Source organism: Janthinobacterium sp. GW822-FHT07A03 (assembly GCF_058798815.1).
This window is the reverse complement of sequence record NZ_JBXAKW010000004.1, coordinates 1-14,675: the sequence shown is the minus strand read 5'-3', so window position 1 is coordinate 14,675 and position 14,675 is coordinate 1. Positions and strand designations below refer to the sequence as shown.

Annotated in this window: 13 protein-coding genes and 1 pseudogene; 3 read left to right on the top strand and 11 right to left on the bottom strand. The window is 60.3% G+C overall.

Going from position 1 to position 14,675, the window contains the following annotated elements; translation table 11 throughout:
• Nucleotides 1-5: 5 nt before the first annotated feature.
• The 8 genes and pseudogenes from AC1RJW_RS12355 to AC1RJW_RS12320 all read right to left on the bottom strand — a co-directional run bounded on the left by AC1RJW_RS12355 (nucleotide 6) and on the right by AC1RJW_RS12320 (nucleotide 7,765).
• On the bottom strand, nucleotides 6-656 hold the full coding sequence (locus AC1RJW_RS12355) for a hypothetical protein (RefSeq protein ID WP_493045181.1): 651 nt from the start codon (nucleotides 654-656) through the stop codon (nucleotides 6-8).
• Nucleotides 657-904: 248 nt separating this feature from the next.
• Nucleotides 905-1,669: a uroporphyrinogen-III C-methyltransferase gene (gene cobA, locus AC1RJW_RS12350; RefSeq protein WP_493045180.1), complete on the bottom strand. Its 765-nt coding sequence runs from the start codon at nucleotides 1,667-1,669 to the stop codon at nucleotides 905-907.
• Nucleotides 1,670-1,695: 26 nt separating this feature from the next.
• Nucleotides 1,696-3,012 carry a sulfate adenylyltransferase subunit 1 gene (locus AC1RJW_RS12345; protein ID WP_493045179.1) on the bottom strand — a complete coding sequence of 439 codons (1,317 nt, stop codon included), beginning with the start codon at nucleotides 3,010-3,012 and terminating at the stop codon, nucleotides 1,696-1,698.
• Nucleotides 3,012-3,926 (bottom strand): annotated as a pseudogene (cysD, locus tag AC1RJW_RS12340) (sulfate adenylyltransferase subunit CysD); the annotation flags it as partial. The gene AC1RJW_RS12345 and the pseudogene cysD, both read right to left, overlap by 1 nt.
• 27 nt (nucleotides 3,927-3,953) lie before the next feature.
• Complete coding sequence (locus AC1RJW_RS12335; protein WP_493045178.1) at nucleotides 3,954-4,670, bottom strand: phosphoadenylyl-sulfate reductase; 717 nt, start codon at nucleotides 4,668-4,670, stop codon at nucleotides 3,954-3,956.
• 9 nt (nucleotides 4,671-4,679) lie between these two features.
• Nucleotides 4,680-5,240: a DUF934 domain-containing protein gene (locus tag AC1RJW_RS12330; RefSeq protein WP_475415209.1), complete on the bottom strand. Its 561-nt coding sequence runs from the start codon at nucleotides 5,238-5,240 to the stop codon at nucleotides 4,680-4,682.
• A complete protein-coding gene (locus AC1RJW_RS12325) occupies nucleotides 5,233-6,921 on the bottom strand; it encodes a nitrite/sulfite reductase (RefSeq protein ID WP_493045176.1) in 1,689 nt (562 codons plus the stop codon). The genes AC1RJW_RS12330 and AC1RJW_RS12325 overlap by 8 nt, the downstream gene beginning before the upstream one ends.
• A gap of 70 nt (nucleotides 6,922-6,991) precedes the next feature.
• Entirely contained in the window at nucleotides 6,992-7,765 is a 774-nt protein-coding gene (locus AC1RJW_RS12320; RefSeq protein ID WP_493045174.1) for a sulfite exporter TauE/SafE family protein, read from the bottom strand.
• A gap of 160 nt (nucleotides 7,766-7,925) precedes the next feature.
• Between AC1RJW_RS12320 and AC1RJW_RS12315 the strand changes: the two genes are divergently transcribed.
• From AC1RJW_RS12315 to AC1RJW_RS12305, 3 genes are all read left to right on the top strand, one after another.
• A complete protein-coding gene (locus AC1RJW_RS12315) occupies nucleotides 7,926-8,867 on the top strand; it encodes a CysB family HTH-type transcriptional regulator (RefSeq protein ID WP_034751505.1) in 942 nt (313 codons plus the stop codon).
• 61 nt (nucleotides 8,868-8,928) lie between these two features.
• On the top strand, nucleotides 8,929-9,579 hold the full coding sequence (locus tag AC1RJW_RS12310) for a class I SAM-dependent methyltransferase (RefSeq protein ID WP_493045173.1): 651 nt from the start codon (nucleotides 8,929-8,931) through the stop codon (nucleotides 9,577-9,579).
• 194 nt (nucleotides 9,580-9,773) lie between these two features.
• Nucleotides 9,774-10,721: a porin gene (locus AC1RJW_RS12305; protein WP_493045171.1), complete on the top strand. Its 948-nt coding sequence runs from the start codon at nucleotides 9,774-9,776 to the stop codon at nucleotides 10,719-10,721.
• Nucleotides 10,722-10,766: 45 nt separating this feature from the next.
• Here the strand turns inward: AC1RJW_RS12305 and AC1RJW_RS12300 are convergent, their stop codons facing one another.
• The 3 genes from AC1RJW_RS12300 to AC1RJW_RS12290 all read right to left on the bottom strand — a co-directional run bounded on the left by AC1RJW_RS12300 (nucleotide 10,767) and on the right by AC1RJW_RS12290 (nucleotide 14,236).
• On the bottom strand, nucleotides 10,767-11,957 hold the full coding sequence (locus AC1RJW_RS12300) for a PAS domain-containing sensor histidine kinase (RefSeq protein ID WP_493045169.1): 1,191 nt from the start codon (nucleotides 11,955-11,957) through the stop codon (nucleotides 10,767-10,769).
• 164 nt (nucleotides 11,958-12,121) lie between these two features.
• Nucleotides 12,122-12,880, bottom strand: coding sequence for a LytR/AlgR family response regulator transcription factor (locus AC1RJW_RS12295; RefSeq protein WP_034751497.1), 759 nt, complete (start codon nucleotides 12,878-12,880; stop codon nucleotides 12,122-12,124).
• Between the two features lie 63 nt (nucleotides 12,881-12,943).
• A complete protein-coding gene (locus AC1RJW_RS12290; protein ID WP_493045168.1) occupies nucleotides 12,944-14,236 on the bottom strand; it encodes a sensor histidine kinase in 1,293 nt (430 codons plus the stop codon).
• Nucleotides 14,237-14,675 lie beyond the last annotated feature (439 nt).

Genomic DNA, 14,675 nt, shown 5'->3' with positions numbered 1-14,675 from the left:
GACGGTTAAACCGCTTTCTTCCTTGGCGCCAGGCTGATGCGGGCGGCGGCCGTGCTGTCGGACAGCGCAGCGAGGAACAGCAGCAGATAGGCGCCCAGTTCGAGCACTTCTTCGCCCAGCAGCGCGTAAGCGTCCGGCATGCCGTGAAAGACCTTCTTGTCGAAAGGCCAGCCGGCGACCATCAGCAAGCCGCCGATGGCCGTCAGGATGGTGATGCGCATGCTGAAAATCTGCGGCGCATGGGCAAACACCTTGCGCGCGCGCGGCGCGAAGAAGATCAGCACGCGTATCAGGATCAGCAATTCCACTACGCGCAGGGCTTTTTCCAGCTGCGCCCAGGCGGGCGCCGTGCCGAATTGGTCGATATCGAGTTCGCGCAGCAGGAAGCCGAACAGCAGGGCCGACAAGCCGGCGTGCATGAGGAAACGCAAGGACTGGCGGTCAGTCTCTTGCCAGGCGCGCACGCCGTGCACCGTGCAGGCCAGGGCCAGGAACAGCGCCTGCAGCCATTCCAATAAATGGTTTTCGTCGTCGATATCCGGGAACACCGTCCACAGGGCGATGGAGGCGAGCATGCTGAACAGCACAGCGCTGGCGACGCCGGCATTGCTGCGGCTGAGCGAAGTCAGTGCTTCGCGCATGGAAGTGAAATTCATGTGTGATCGTAAGGCCAAAGTTGCGCGGCGCGGTATTGCAGCCTGCGGGCGCAGCTTTTTTCGGGGAGATTGCCCGGCGGTTTCCGTCAGCCGGAAGACCGCGCGGCAAGCGCTATGGCGGAGCAAAGCGTGATTTTCATTGCTGTCACGCAATAACTTCTCGAGAAAAGATGCGTGAGCATCGTATCATGTTTCCCCGGAAGACGTCGGTTACTGACTTTAAAGTCGGTAAAATACGGTGTGTTTATTCAAGCATGGCGCGCCAGAATGGCGACGGTTTCTTCGATGGACTGGTGTGCGCGCGCGGCCATGGCGTCGCCCAGCATGACCAGTACGGGGCCGTGGGTGTCGCCCAGGCCATGCGCCAGGGCGCTCAGCGTCAGGCGCACGATGCGCTGGTCCGGGCGGCTGCAGTTTTCAATCACCACCACCGGGGTATCGGCCCGGCGGCCCAGGGCCAGCAGGCGCTGCGCCGTGGCGATGGCTTCGCGGCCGCCCATGTATTGCACCAAGGTATCGCAGTCGGGAATGCGCGTCTGCTCCGGTTCGCCCGGCGCCGTGCTGGACGTGAAAAAGGCTACGCTGCGCGACACGCCCCGCTTGGTCAGCGGCTGCTGTGTGGCCGCCGCGGCAGCCAGGGCGGTGGTAATGCCTGGCACCACTTCGACGGCGATACCCGCTTCTTCCAGTGCCCGCAATTCCTCGTCGGCACGGCCGAACAGCATGGGGTCGCCCCCCTTCAGGCGCACCACGACGGCGTGCTTGCGCGCGTTGTCGACCAGTTGCTTGTTAATAAAGGCTTGTGCCGTCGACAACTGGCCGCAGCGCTTGCCGACAAGGATCTTTTGCGCCTGGGGGCACAGCTCCAGCATCTCTTCGGTGACCAGCGCGTCGTGCAGCACGACGTCGGCCTGCGCCAGCAGGCGGGCGCCGCGCAAGGTCATCAGGTCTTGCGCACCGGGGCCGGCGCCGATCAGGTAGACCTTGCCGGGGAGAGATGTGGAGTTTTTCATGCTTGTCTTCCTTAGTCGAGACGCGGTTACAGCCGAACCATGCCCGCGGCGACCGTCTGGTGGGTGACTTCATCGATCAGGATAAACGCACCGGTGGCGCGGATTTCGGCATACGCATCGGCCGCCAGCGCCTGCTGCACGTTCAGGCTGATGCGGGCGATGTCGTTCAGCTTCAAGCCTTCGGCCGGATGGCGCTGCTGCGTATTGATATCGAGAATCGATTCGATCGCCGTCACCTTGGCCGCTGTCTGCCTGGTGCCATGCTTGATCCAGTACTTGCGGCGCAGGTCCAGCGCGTCTTCCGACAGCCAGCACACGTCGGCCACCACCTGTTTCAGCAGGGTGGCAGGGCGCTCGCTGCTGGCCAGCAAGTCGCCGCGCGAAATGTCCAGATATTCATTCAGCAGCAGGGTCACGGACTGGCCCACCACGGCCGTCGGCAGCGAGCCGTCCAGGGTGACGATATCTTTCACTGTTGCCGTCTGGCCCGATGGCTGCACTACCAGGGTGTCGCCGATGCTGACCTTGCCCGCCTCGATGCGGCCCATGTAGCCGCGGAAGTCGTTCGCTTCGTGGCCATTGTGGCGCGCCACCAGCTGCACGGGGAAGCGGAACGGCGTGTCGTGCGATTCGTCGTAGACAGACAAGGACTCAAGCAGCTCGATCAGGGTGGGACCCGTGTACCAGCCCAGCTTGTCGCCGCGCTCGACGACATTGTCGCCCGTCAAGGCGGACAGCGGAATCGGTGTGATGTCCTTCAGACCCAGCGACTGGGCAAATTCGCGGTAGGCGGCGACGATGCGGTTGTACACCGTTTCATCGTAATCGACCAGGTCCATCTTGTTGACGGCCACGACCACGTGCTCGATCTGCAGCAAATGGGCAATCGTCGAATGACGTTTGGTCTGGATCAACAGTTCCACGCTGCCATCGTCACCGAGTTTGACTTTCGACACGTCGATCAAAATGATGACGGCATCGGCGGTGGACGCCCCCGTGACCATGTTGCGCGTGTATTGTTCGTGGCCCGGCGTGTCGGCGATGATGAATTTGCGTTTCGGCGTGGCAAAGTAACGGTAAGCCACGTCGATGGTGATGCCTTGCTCGCGTTCCGCTTCCAGGCCATCCGTCAGCAAGGACAGGTCGACCGTGTCGCCCACCGTGCGCTTGTGCTTGGAGCGCGACATGGCATCGAGCTGGTCGGCGAAGATGCCCTTGCTGTCGAACAGCAAACGGCCGATCAGGGTGCTCTTGCCGTCATCGACGGAACCGGCCGTGATAAAGCGCAACATGCCGCGTTCGACGCTGTCGGTGAGAGTGGTGTTCTGGATTGCTGCGTTCATTAGAAATACCCTGCTTTCTTGCGTTTTTCCATCGAGGCTTCGGAAGTCTGGTCATCCATGCGGGTGGCGCCACGTTCCGTGATTTGCGTGATTGCCGTCTCGGCGATGATGGCGTCCACCGTGGCCGCATCGGACGAGACGGGGCAGGTGCACGAGATATCGCCCACCGTGCGGAAGCGCACGACTTGCGTTTCCACCGTTTCACCGTCGCGCGGCGGCGTCAGATCCGTCAGCGGCACCAGCAGGCCGTTGCGCGGGATCACCTGGCGCTCGTGCGCGAAGTAGATCGGCGGCAATTCCAGTTTCTCGCGGGCGATGTATTGCCACACGTCCAGCTCCGTCCAGTTCGAGATGGGGAAGACGCGCATGTTCTCGCCGGGATGCACGCGCGTGTTATACAGGTCCCACAGTTCCGGGCGCTGGGCTTTCGGGTCCCAGGCGCCGAATTCGTCGCGGAACGAAAAGATGCGTTCCTTGGCGCGGGCCTTCTCTTCATCGCGGCGCGCGCCGCCGATGCAGGCGTCGAAGCTGTGTTCGGCGATGGTTTCCAGCAAGGTCACGGCTTGCGCCGCATTGCGCGAATCCGTGGCCGGGTTGCGCAGGCGCACGGTGCCGCGCTTGATGGAATCCTCCACGGAGCCGACGATCAGGCGCTCGCCCAGCTGCGCCACCTTTTTATCACGGAAAGTAATGACTTCCGGAAAGTTGTGGCCCGTGTCGATATGCACGAGGGGGAAGGGAAACTTGCCCGGACGGAAGGCTTTTTCGGCCAGGCGCAGCAGGACGACGGAATCCTTGCCGCCGGAAAACAGCAGCGCGGGGTTGGCCGATTCGGCCGCCACTTCGCGCATGATGTGGATGGCTTCCGATTCAAGGCTGTCGAGGTGACGCTGGTTCAAAATATTGCTCATATTGGATGCTTTCTTGTTCTGTGTATCTGTTCAGGCTGCCACGGATTTGATGCGGATCAACTTGCCGTCCACCATGTGCAGGCCGCATTCCTTGGAATCCGGGTTTTCCCACCACCAGCGTCCGGCGCGCACATCTTCGCCCGGCTGCACGGCCCGCGTGCATGGTTCGCAGCCGATGGACGGGTAGCCCTGGTCGTGCAGCGCGTTGTAGGGCACGTCGTTGGCACGGATATAGTCCCACACATCCTGCTCGGACCAGTCGGCCAGCGGATTGAATTTCGTCATCGCGTGTGCCGCGTCGTCTTCCTGCACGTGCAATTCTGCGCGCGTGGTGGACTGGGCGCGGCGCTGGCCCGTGACCCAGGCCTTGTTGCCCGCCAGGGCGCGGCCCAGCGGCTCGACCTTGCGGATGCGGCAGCATTCGCGGCGCATCTCGACACTGTTATAAAAGGCGTTGAGGCCGTTTTGTTCCACGTAGGCAGCGACAAGCTCCGGCTGCGGGCGGTACAGGGTGATGTCGTGGCCGTAGCGGGCCTTGACCTTGTCGAGCACGGCCAGGGTTTCCTGGTGCAGCCGGCCCGTTTCCAGGGAAAAGATGCCGATTGGCAGCTTTGCCTTGAGAATCATGTCGGTCAGCACCATGTCTTCGGCTGCCAGGCTGGACGCGAACACGGCTGGCGAAAAATCCGCGGCGATGCGTGTCAGCGTTTGCTCGGTGGCGTCAATCAAAGAAGTCAGATCGCTCATGATTGATCCTCAGATGCCGGCCGCGTTGTCGAGGTCAGGATTCTGGCCTTCGCGGTGGTGGCGGCGGAACAGCGGCGATTTCTGGTCCCACGACGCCTGGTAGGTTTCCGAAAAGACAGACAAACCTTTCAGGGCGTCATGGATGCTGCGGTCCGGGCGCGTCGCATACGCATCGAAGCCGACGCGGTGCATCGAGAACAATTGGTCGCGCAGCACGTCGCCGATGGCGCGCAATTCACCCTGGAAACCCAGGCGGGCGCGCAGGTTGAACGCGATGGAATAGCCGCGGCCATCCGTGAATTTCGGGAAGTCCACGCCGATGACGGGCAATTGCGCCACATCGGCCGCCAGCTCTTCCGGCCGCTCGTCGCTGGCCAGCCACACGCCGATGTCGGGCAGGCGGGCCGCCAGGGTTTCGCGCTGGGCTTGCCACACGGGCAGCGGCACGATGACCTTGCCTGCAGGCACGACCACCGTTTCCGGCGTATCCGTCTCATCGAGGCGCAGCAAGCCCCAGGTATTCGGCACCACGGCGGCGTTCTTGATGATTTCTTCGCGTACTTCAAACATATTCGTCTTCTCCCACCAGATTGCCGACCGTGATCGGCGTTGCATATACGTGTTCCTTGAACGGCGCCAGGCCCAGGCGCTGGGCCGTATCGACGAAGCGCTCGCCTTCATGGCGGTCGCGCACGTAGACGTGCAGCAGGCGGCCGATGACTTCAGGCATCTGCAGGGAAGAGAACGAGGGTCCGATGATCTTGCCGATGGCCGCGTTGTTGCCTTGCGCGCCGCCGATCGACACTTGATACCATTCGCTGCCATCCTTGTCGACGCCGAGGATGCCGATGCTGCCCACGTGATGGTGACCGCAGGCATTGATGCAGCCGGAAATATTCAGTTCGATCTCGCCGATGTCGTGCTGGAAGTCGATGCTGTCGAAGCGTTCCGCGATGGCGGCCGCGATCGGCAGCGACTTGGCGTTCGCCAGCGAGCAGAAATCGCCGCCCGGGCAGCAGATCATGTCCGTCAGCAAGCCGATATTCGGCGTGGCCAGGCCGTGCGCCTTGGCTTCCTGCCACAGTGCGAACAGTTTCGACTGTTCCACGTCGGCCAGCACCAGGTTTTGCTCATGCGTCACGCGCAGTTCGCCAAAGCTGTAGCGGTCGGCCAGGTCGGCCACGAAGTCGATCTGCTCGGCCGTCGCGTCGCCTGGCGGCACGCCCGTTTTCTTCAGGGACAGCACCACGGCCACGTAGCCGGGACGCTGGTGCGGCTTGACGTTGCGCGCCAGCCAATTTATATACGCCTTGTTGTCCGCGTGTTCGGCCTGGTAGTCGAGTTCCGGCAGGGCAAGGTAGGCGGGTGGATTGAAGAAGTCCGCCACGCGCTGCATTTCCTCGGCCGTCAAGGTTTCCGGACCATCCTTCAAATCGACCCACTCCGCTTCCACCTGGCGCGTGAATTCTTCCACGCCGATGGCTTTCAACAGGATCTTGATGCGCGCCTTGTATTTGTTGTCGCGGCGGCCGTGCAAGTTGTACACGCGCATGATCGCCTGGATGTACGTCAGCAAGTGTTGCCATGGCAGGAAGTCGCGCACGACGCTGCCCAGGATCGGCGTGCGGCCCATGCCGCCGCCGGCCATCACCTTGAAGCCCACCTCGCCAGCGGCGTTGCGCACGGCCGTCAAGCCGATGTCGTGCACGGCGATGGCGGCGCGGTCTTCCTCTGCGCCATTGATGGCGACCTTGAACTTGCGCGGCAGGGCGATGAACTCGGGGTGGAAGGTGCTCCACTGGCGCAATACTTCCGCGTACGGGCGCGGATCGATGATTTCATCGGCGGCGACGCCGGCAAACGGGTCCGATGTTGTATTACGGATACAGTTGCCGGACGTCTGGATCGCGTGCATTTCCACGGAAGCCAGGTCCGTCAGGATATCGGGGGTTTGTTCCAGCTCAATCCAGTTGAACTGGATGTTCTGGCGCGTGGTGAAGTGGCCATAGCCGCGGTCGTACTTGCGCGCGATGTGCGCGAACATGCGCATCTGCTTGGACGACAGCAAGCCGTACGGCACGGCGATGCGCAGCATGTAGGCGTGGCGTTGCATGTACAGGCCGTTTTGCAGGCGCAGCGGAATGAATTCCTCTTCCGTCAGTTCATTGGCGATACGGCGCGCAACCTGGTCTCGGTACTGGGCGATGCGTTCTTTGATGATGAGGTGGTCGTACTGATCGTAATGGTACATATCAATTCCTAAAAAAGCCGGGGTGCTGGACGATTGCCTGGGATTATGTTCTTGATACTGCTCTTGCCACTTAATAGATTAGCTTTACTGCCACGCCGGTCAAGGTCATCGCCAGCAAGACTCTTAAAAACTTTTCCGGCACGGAGCGGGCGACCCAGGAGCCGAGCGTGATGCCGGGCAGGGAGCCGACCAGCAGGGAGGCCAGCAATTCCCAGTGGATGGAGCCGAGCCACCAGTGGCCCAGCGCGGCGATGGCCGTCAGGGGCACGGCGTAGGCGATGTCGGTGCCCGCCACTTCGGCCGAGCTCATGCGTGGATACAGCATCACCAGCAAGGTCGCGCCGATGGCGCCGGCGCCGATCGACGACACCGTCACCAGCACGCCCAGCACGGCGCCGGCAATGATGGTCGCTGCGGAAAGCCTGTTGCCTTGCAATTGTTTCTCAGGGTGGGCATTGATCCAGGCCAACATGCGGCCCTTGAAAATGAGTGCCACGACGGTCAGCAGCACGGAACCGGCGATCGAGTAACGGATGATCTGGCCGATTTCCGGCGACAGGGTGCCGAACGATTTCAGCGCCAGGGTCGCGATGACGGCGGCGGGCAGGGCGCCGATGCACAGGCGCTTGACGATATCCCAGCGGATGGTGCCGCGCAGGCGGTGCGTCAGGGTGCCCGCGCTCTTGGTGATCGAGGCGAACGCCAGGTCGGTACCCACCGCCACGGAAGGCGGCACGCCAAACAGCAGGGTTAACAGCGGCGTCATCAGCGAGCCGCCGCCCACGCCGGTCATTCCTACGAGTAATCCTACGGCAAATCCTGAGACTATATAAGACAAAGTCATGCTTGCACCCCCAAAGTACCCGCAATAGTAATAAACTTAGTGTTTAATCCAAACTACTAAGTACGCATTTGCTTATATGCGATATGCGTATATGCATGAATGCAAAATCATGGGTGGGGCGGAAACTCGGCAAATCACGGCAATCTAGGGCAAACCAGCAATGAATCTCCATCAACTGCGCTTCGTGCGCGAAGCGGTCCGGCAGAACTACAACCTGACGGACGCCGCCAAGGCCTTGTTTACGTCGCAACCGGGCGTATCGAAAGCCATCATCGAGCTGGAGGAAGAACTGGGCGTGGATATTTTCACGCGCCACGGCAAGCGCATCCGCGGCTTGACGGAGCCGGGCCGCCTGGTGCTGGAGTCCGTCGAGCTGATCATGCAGGAAATCGACAGCATGAAGCGCATCGGCAAGGAATTCGCGGCGCAGGACAGCGGCAGCTTTACCATTGCCACCACGCATACGCAGGCGCGCTACACCTTGCCCAAGGTCGTGCAAGCCTTCATGCTGAAGTTCCCGAAGGTAAGATTGTCGTTACTGCAAGGCAATCCGCGCCAGATCGCCGAGATGGTGCAGCGCGACCAGGCGGATCTCGCCATCGCCACGGAATCGATCGCCGCCATCGATGGCCTGATCACCTTGCCCTGCTATCAATGGGAACACGTGGTGGTGGTGCCGGTCGACCATCCGCTGCTCAAGTCGAAGTCCGTGACCCTGGAAGAAATCGCCGCCTTCCCCCTGATTACCTATGACAGTGCGTTCGCCGGACGCAACAAGATCGACCACGCTTTCGTGTTGCGCGGCCTGAAACCGGACATCTTGCTGGAAGCCATCGACGCGGACGTGATCAAGACTTATGTCGAGTTGGGCATGGGGATTGGTATCATAGCGGGTATGGCCTTCGATGCCGAGCGCGACAAAGGCTTGCGCGCCATCCCTGTCGGGCACCTGTTCGGCATGAATGTGTCGCGCGTGGCCGTCAAGCAGGGCGCGTATTTGCGCAGCTATATTTATACCTTTATCGAGTTGCTGACGCCGACCTTGAACCGCAAGCTCATCGAGCAGGCGATGAGCGGTGATAAAGAGCACTACGAACTATAACAATGCATGAAGTCGGCCGGGCGATGTGCCTGGCCAAGATTATTTAAGAAGAGAAGAAACAATGATTACCGATCAGCTTGCCAAATATTACGCCACCATCGCGCAGCAGTACGAGCGCGTCTATGACAAGCCCGAACGCCAGGAAGACCTGGAAGTGTTGCGCGACAAGGTCGCCGACGTGCTGGAAGGCCACACCGTGCTGGAACTGGCCTGCGGTACCGGCTACTGGACTGAAGTGGTCGCCGAGTCGGCCGAGTCCGTGCTGGCCACCGATATCAACGATGAAATGCTGGCGCTGGCCCAGGCCCGCGGCTTGCCCGACAACGTCACCTTCGCCAAGCTCGACGCATTCAACTTGCCTGACGACATGTTAGGCAAGTTCACGGCCGTGTTCGCGGGCTTCTGGTGGTCGCACGTCAAGCGCGAAGACCAGGACAAATACCTGAAGCAATTGCGCAGCAAGCTGGGCAAGGACATCCTGCTGGTGCTGATCGACAATTCCTATGTCGATGGCAGCAGCACGGTGATCGCGCGCACCGACCTGGAAGGCAATACCCACCAGTTCCGCACGACGGATGGGGGCGAGCGCTATGAAGTGCTGAAGAATTTCCCGTCGGATAGCCATCTGCGCAAGAAGTTTGCCCATTCGGCCCGCGAAATCCGCATGAAGCGCCTGGAATACTACTGGCTGCTGAGCTGCCGTCTGAAATAAGGCCTGCACGGCAAGAGAAACCGCCTGCGGGCGGTTTTTTTTCGCCTGTTGTTTTTATCTAACAAGATGTTGTTCCAAAAAACAACATCTTGTCGATGTCATATTGTTGAAGTATTTCGTGGGCATGATTCGGTTCAGCAGCTAAGCAGCTCAGCAGCAGCTCATCTTGTCCAACCTAATGTAGAGATTCTCAAGTGAAAAAAATTACTCTGGCAGCATTGATCGTCGGCACCTTCGCAGCAGCTACGGCGCAAGCACAATCGAACGTCACCGTATATGGTCTGGTTGACCTCGGTATTGCCAAGACCACTGGCCAGCCGACCGTGGAACGCGAAAACAATGCGTCGCGCCTCGGTTTCAAGGGCACGGAAGATCTGGGTGGCGGCCTGTCCGCAATTTTCAACCTGGAAAGTGAATTCCTGGCCGACACCGGTGCGCAAAAAGGCGTGTTGTTCGACCGTCAAGCTTACGTGGGCTTGAAAGGCGCGTTTGGTACCGCCATCCTGGGCCGCACCAAGAACCTGGTCGATGGCACCATCGCCCGCGTCGACCCATTCAACACCTACGGCGTGGTTGGCAAGAACAATGAAACCCTGCTGCGTTCGGGCGTCGGCACGTCGCGCGTCAATAATGCCGTGACCTACAACAGCCCAAGCTTTGACGGTTTCGTGGGCAGCCTGCAATACGTGCTGAGCGAAGTCAACAGCGCTGACGCAGGAGTAATCGGCCTGGCAACCTACGACAATGGCCCGATCAGCCTGCACGCCGGCTACGAAAAAGCCGTGCAAGCAACGGCAACGGCAGCCAAGGCTGACCTGTGGTCCATCGGTGGAGGCTATAAATTCGGCCCAGCCAAGATCACCGCCGCCTACTCGAAAGGCGACACCAAGGTTGCCACGACTGGCGAATTCAAGTCCTACTTGATCGGCCTGAACTACACGGTGGGCGGCGGCGATGCCAAAGTGTCGTATGGCAAGCAAGAGCAAAGCAACAACAAAGTCAAGGATCAGGACACCATCAAGGAATTCGGCGTCGGCTACGACTACCACCTGTCGAAGCGCACCGACGTGTACGCTTACGCTGGCCGCGAGCGCGTCAAGTCGCTGACCTCGTACCAGATTGGTCTGGCACACAAATTCTAAGCATCATTCGATGTGACGAAGCAAAGGCGCCTGCGGGCGCCTTTTTCATTGCATCGCCGCGGCTGCCGCCTCTGCCTGCATGGGCAGCGAGATGTCGATGCGTGTACCGCCCAGTTCGCTATCGGCGCCGATATGGATGCTGCCGTTCAAGCCCCACACCCGCTCGCGCATGCCCAGCAAGCCCAGTGCCGTGGCTTTTTCCAGGTCGTGTTCGGCAATGCCGCGGCCGTCATCCTGGATGGTGATCGCCAGCGAGGAGTCGATGCGGTGCAGGGCGATGGTGATGTGGCTGGCCTCGGCATGGCGCGCGATATTCGTCAGTGCTTCCTGCACGATGCGATAGATGGCAGTGCTGCGTGCATCGTCGAGCACGAGGTCGGCCTCGTCGGCCAGCAAGTCGAAATGGATGGCGCGGCGCAACAGGAAGTCATGGCGCAGTTTTTGCAGTGCAAAATACAATCCCCCTTCATCGAGCGCGCGCGGGCGCAGGTTGCTGGCGATGCGCCGCAGCGAGGTAATGGCCGTCACCAGCAAGCCGTCCATACTGTGCAGCAAGGCTTGCAGGGGCGCGGTGGTGTCCGAGTGCTGGCGCACCAGGGTCAGGTCGACGCGCAAGGTGGCCAGCAATTGTCCCAGGTCATCATGCAGTTCGCGCGCGATATGCTTGCGTTCTTCTTCGCGGATGGTTTGCAGCGCACTCGACAATTCACGCAATTGCGAAAAGGAGCGGGCCAGCTGTTCATGCATCTGCTGACGCGCGGTAATGTCGCGCACGATGATGGTAAATACGCTATGGCCATCTTCCTGCATGGCCGAGAGCGATCCTTCGAGGGGAAACATGACGCCATCGCTGCGCCGTCCCGTCAGGGTGTAGTCGGTGGCGCGCCGGCCCGTCAGGCGCAGTTCCTGGCTGATATCGCCAAACGGCGGCTCGTCATCGTGCTTGCCCAGGCCGCCCAGGGTACGCAAGTCGCGCAGGATGTAGTGGCCCAGGCGCATGCCGCGCATGCCGGCCGGCGTGTCGTCGAACAATCTGGCAGCCGCCGCGTTCGCATGCAGGATGATTTGCCGGCTGTCGATGCTGATGATGGCGTCGCTGGCGCTGTCGATGATGGCCTGGCCACGCGCCTGCTGCTGGCGGCGGGCTTTCAGTGGGGGAAACAAGCACAGCAAAAGCGCAGCCGCCATACCCAGCGGCAAGATGCGCAGCAGTGCGGGACTGCCTCGGTCGGGCATGGGATTCTCCTTGCGAACGTGTACGAAGGCAGGCAAGACAGCGATGGAGAGTTGGACTTTATCTAGCCTATGCCTGCTGGCGCGGTGCGGCTTGATGTGGCGCAGGAAGGGGAAAGGAAGAGATCAAGGCGCCGCACCGGCCTGGCCGGGCGGCGGCGAGCGATTTACATTTGCTTGAACAGGTGCAGGAAGCTGCGGCTGACTTCGAGCTTGTCGGATTTGCCCTTGATGAGGACCAGGTGGCGGCCGCGGATGTCGCGCGTCACGCCTTCGATGGCATTCACGTTGACCAGGGTGGCGCGGTGGATTTGCCAGAACAGCGAAGGATCGAGCTCTTCGGCCAGGTCGCGCACGGGCTTGCGGATCAGCGCTTCATACTTGGCCGTCTGCACGCACGTGTATTTCTCGTCAGAACGGAAGAACAAAATCTCTTCCACGGGGATCATGCGCAAGTCCTGGCCGATGCTGGCCTGTATCCATTGCAAGTAGGTGGGCTTGGCCGTGATTTTTTCCGCCAGTTGCGACAGCATGGCCGTGACGCTGCTGTTGACGTCCAGGGCCGGTTTGTTCAAGTGCGTTTTCAGGCGCTCTACCGTCACCAGCAAGCGCTCATGCTCGGGCGGCTTGAGCACGTAGTCGACGGCACCCCGCTCGAAGGCTTCGACGGCGTGACTGTCATAGGCCGTGACGAAGACGATATGCGTCTTGCTGCCTATCACTTGCGCCGCTTCCATGCCCGTCTTGCCTGGCATGCGGATATCGAGGAAGGCAAAGTCCGGTTTGAGTTGTTCCACCAGTTCGATCGCTTCGTCGCCATTCTTGGCTTCGCCGATGATTTCCAGTTCAGGCCAGGCCTGGCCCAGGCGCAGGCGCAGCTGGTCGCGCATCAGTCTTTCGTCGTCGGCAATAATAGCGGTAGGCATAGGTCTCAAGTGTGAACAGGCGAAGATTGATTATTCAATGATTTAGCGTTTTTATCAACTGTCTTATTTGGACAATTGATATGGCACTTCGATCACCGCACACACGCCGGACGGTTGATTTGGCGTAATGGTCAGGCTGCTCTGGTCGCCATGCAGCAGTTTCAGGCGTTCGCGGATGGTGGGCAAGCCCAGTCCCGTGCCATCGCTGGGTACCACGCCAAAGCCCAGGCCGTCGTCAGTGACCGTCACGCGCAGCTTGCTGTGCGCCACTTCGGCCACGATGCGCAGGGTGCCGCCTTCCGGTTTGACTTCCAGGCCGTGCTTGATGGCATTTTCCACCATCGATTGCAGCATCATGGGCGGGAAGGCGGCGCTGCGCAGGCCGTCGGGAATCTGGAAATCGACGGTCAGGCGTTCTTCCATGCGCATTTTGAGCAGGTTCAAGTACGCTTGTACCATGTCCGCTTCACGGCCCAGGTTGGTAATCAGGGCGTTGTCGCGCATTTGCGGCAGCACGGCGCGCAGATACTGGATCAGGCTGCGTTGCATCTTGGCCGCGCGCGGCGGGTCGACCTGGATCAGGTGCTCGACGGAGGCAAGCGTATTGAACAGGAAGTGCGGCTCGACTTGCGCCTGCATCATCTGCATCTTCGCTTCGCTGAGCTGGCGCTGCATGGATTCCCGTTCAGCCGCTTCGTTGGCCGTGACGGTTTCCGCTTCGGCGCGTTTCTTGCCGCCGACCAGGGCTTTCATGGCGAACAGGGCCAGTACCAGCAAGGACACAAAGCTCTTGAACCAGGTCGAGGCTTGCTGGTGGTAGCGCGACACTTTTTGCTCGGCCGCATCATCGACGGCTTCTTCGATGGCATTCGACAACTCTTCGCCGATTTGTGGCGGCAGTTCAATATGGACTTCTTCCCCCGAAGCATCGGTGGTCACCGGATAGTTGGGCTTGGCAGGGGCGGCCGGTGGTTGCGGCGGTTCCGGTGGCACGGCACTGGCTTTTGCGTCCGCCTCGGCGGCATCGGCTGGATCGCTGGCCGCATCGGCCGTGCTGCTGCGCCGGTTCTTGCCGTTGCGGGGATTGAAATGGATGCCCGTATCGTCGATCAGGATATTGGTTTCCCCTGAACCCTTGTTGCTGCGTTTATGCGACTTGATGACCACTTCTTCGTCCGGGCTGGACGAGAACAGCTCATCTTGCAAAATGGAACCGGCGATCAGAGCCAGTGCAGCGAACAGGAAGAATTTCCACCAAGACAACTGAGTAACCCAGGTCGTCGTCGCGTCGAATGCCCGTTGCAACCAAGCGAGGATGGTTTTCAACAATTGGGGCAGGCTGGAAATCGGAAGCATGGGGGCACTTTCAAGTACAAGAGTTAATCGACGCAGCGGGCAAGTTTAACCCCTTGTTGAGTAGCGTCAGAGTCTGATGTTGCCACTGTGCCTAAAGACCACGAACTACGCCAGCCGATTGCGACAGGCTGCACAAAAAGGCGCTTGAAGTGAAGACTATGCTTGCTGGGCGGCGAGGGCGGGAAAATAGCGCTTGCGGGCCGCGCGGGGCAGGGCTATAATTCGCCCCCTCGCTGAACGACGCATGCAAATGCTGAGTATAGTGAGAAAAAGAAGGAGTTGACGGACGTAGCAAATTGCTTCATACTATTCCTTCTTCGCAGCTGACAAACACAACGCTTTGTCTATAGCGCGAAAGCAGTGCCGAATACAGTTCTTTAACAATTAACAGTCGATAAGTGTGGGCATTTGATGTAGTGCAGCAGTGATCTTCGGATTG

What these genes read in the sequence shown, in the direction of transcription:
- AC1RJW_RS12330 (WP_475415209.1), bottom strand. Translation starts at nt 5,240, where the DNA reads ATGTTTGAAGTACGCGAAGAAATCATCAAGAACGCCGCCGTGGTGCCG.
- AC1RJW_RS12295 (WP_034751497.1), bottom strand. Translation starts at nt 12,880, where the DNA reads ATGCCTACCGCTATTATTGCCGACGACGAAAGACTGATGCGCGACCAG.
- AC1RJW_RS12320 (WP_493045174.1), bottom strand. Translation starts at nt 7,765, where the DNA reads ATGACTTTGTCTTATATAGTCTCAGGATTTGCCGTAGGATTACTCGTA.
- AC1RJW_RS12355 (WP_493045181.1), bottom strand. Translation starts at nt 656, where the DNA reads ATGAATTTCACTTCCATGCGCGAAGCACTGACTTCGCTCAGCCGCAGC.
- cobA (WP_493045180.1), bottom strand. Translation starts at nt 1,669, where the DNA reads ATGAAAAACTCCACATCTCTCCCCGGCAAGGTCTACCTGATCGGCGCC.
- AC1RJW_RS12300 (WP_493045169.1), bottom strand. Translation starts at nt 11,957, where the DNA reads ATGCCCGACCGAGGCAGTCCCGCACTGCTGCGCATCTTGCCGCTGGGT.
- AC1RJW_RS12325 (WP_493045176.1), bottom strand. Translation starts at nt 6,921, where the DNA reads ATGTACCATTACGATCAGTACGACCACCTCATCATCAAAGAACGCATC.
- AC1RJW_RS12290 (WP_493045168.1), bottom strand. Translation starts at nt 14,236, where the DNA reads ATGCTTCCGATTTCCAGCCTGCCCCAATTGTTGAAAACCATCCTCGCT.
- AC1RJW_RS12335 (WP_493045178.1), bottom strand. Translation starts at nt 4,670, where the DNA reads ATGAGCGATCTGACTTCTTTGATTGACGCCACCGAGCAAACGCTGACA.
- AC1RJW_RS12345 (WP_493045179.1), bottom strand. Translation starts at nt 3,012, where the DNA reads ATGAACGCAGCAATCCAGAACACCACTCTCACCGACAGCGTCGAACGC.
- AC1RJW_RS12310 (WP_493045173.1), top strand. Translation starts at nt 8,929, where the DNA reads ATGATTACCGATCAGCTTGCCAAATATTACGCCACCATCGCGCAGCAG.
- AC1RJW_RS12315 (WP_034751505.1), top strand. Translation starts at nt 7,926, where the DNA reads ATGAATCTCCATCAACTGCGCTTCGTGCGCGAAGCGGTCCGGCAGAAC.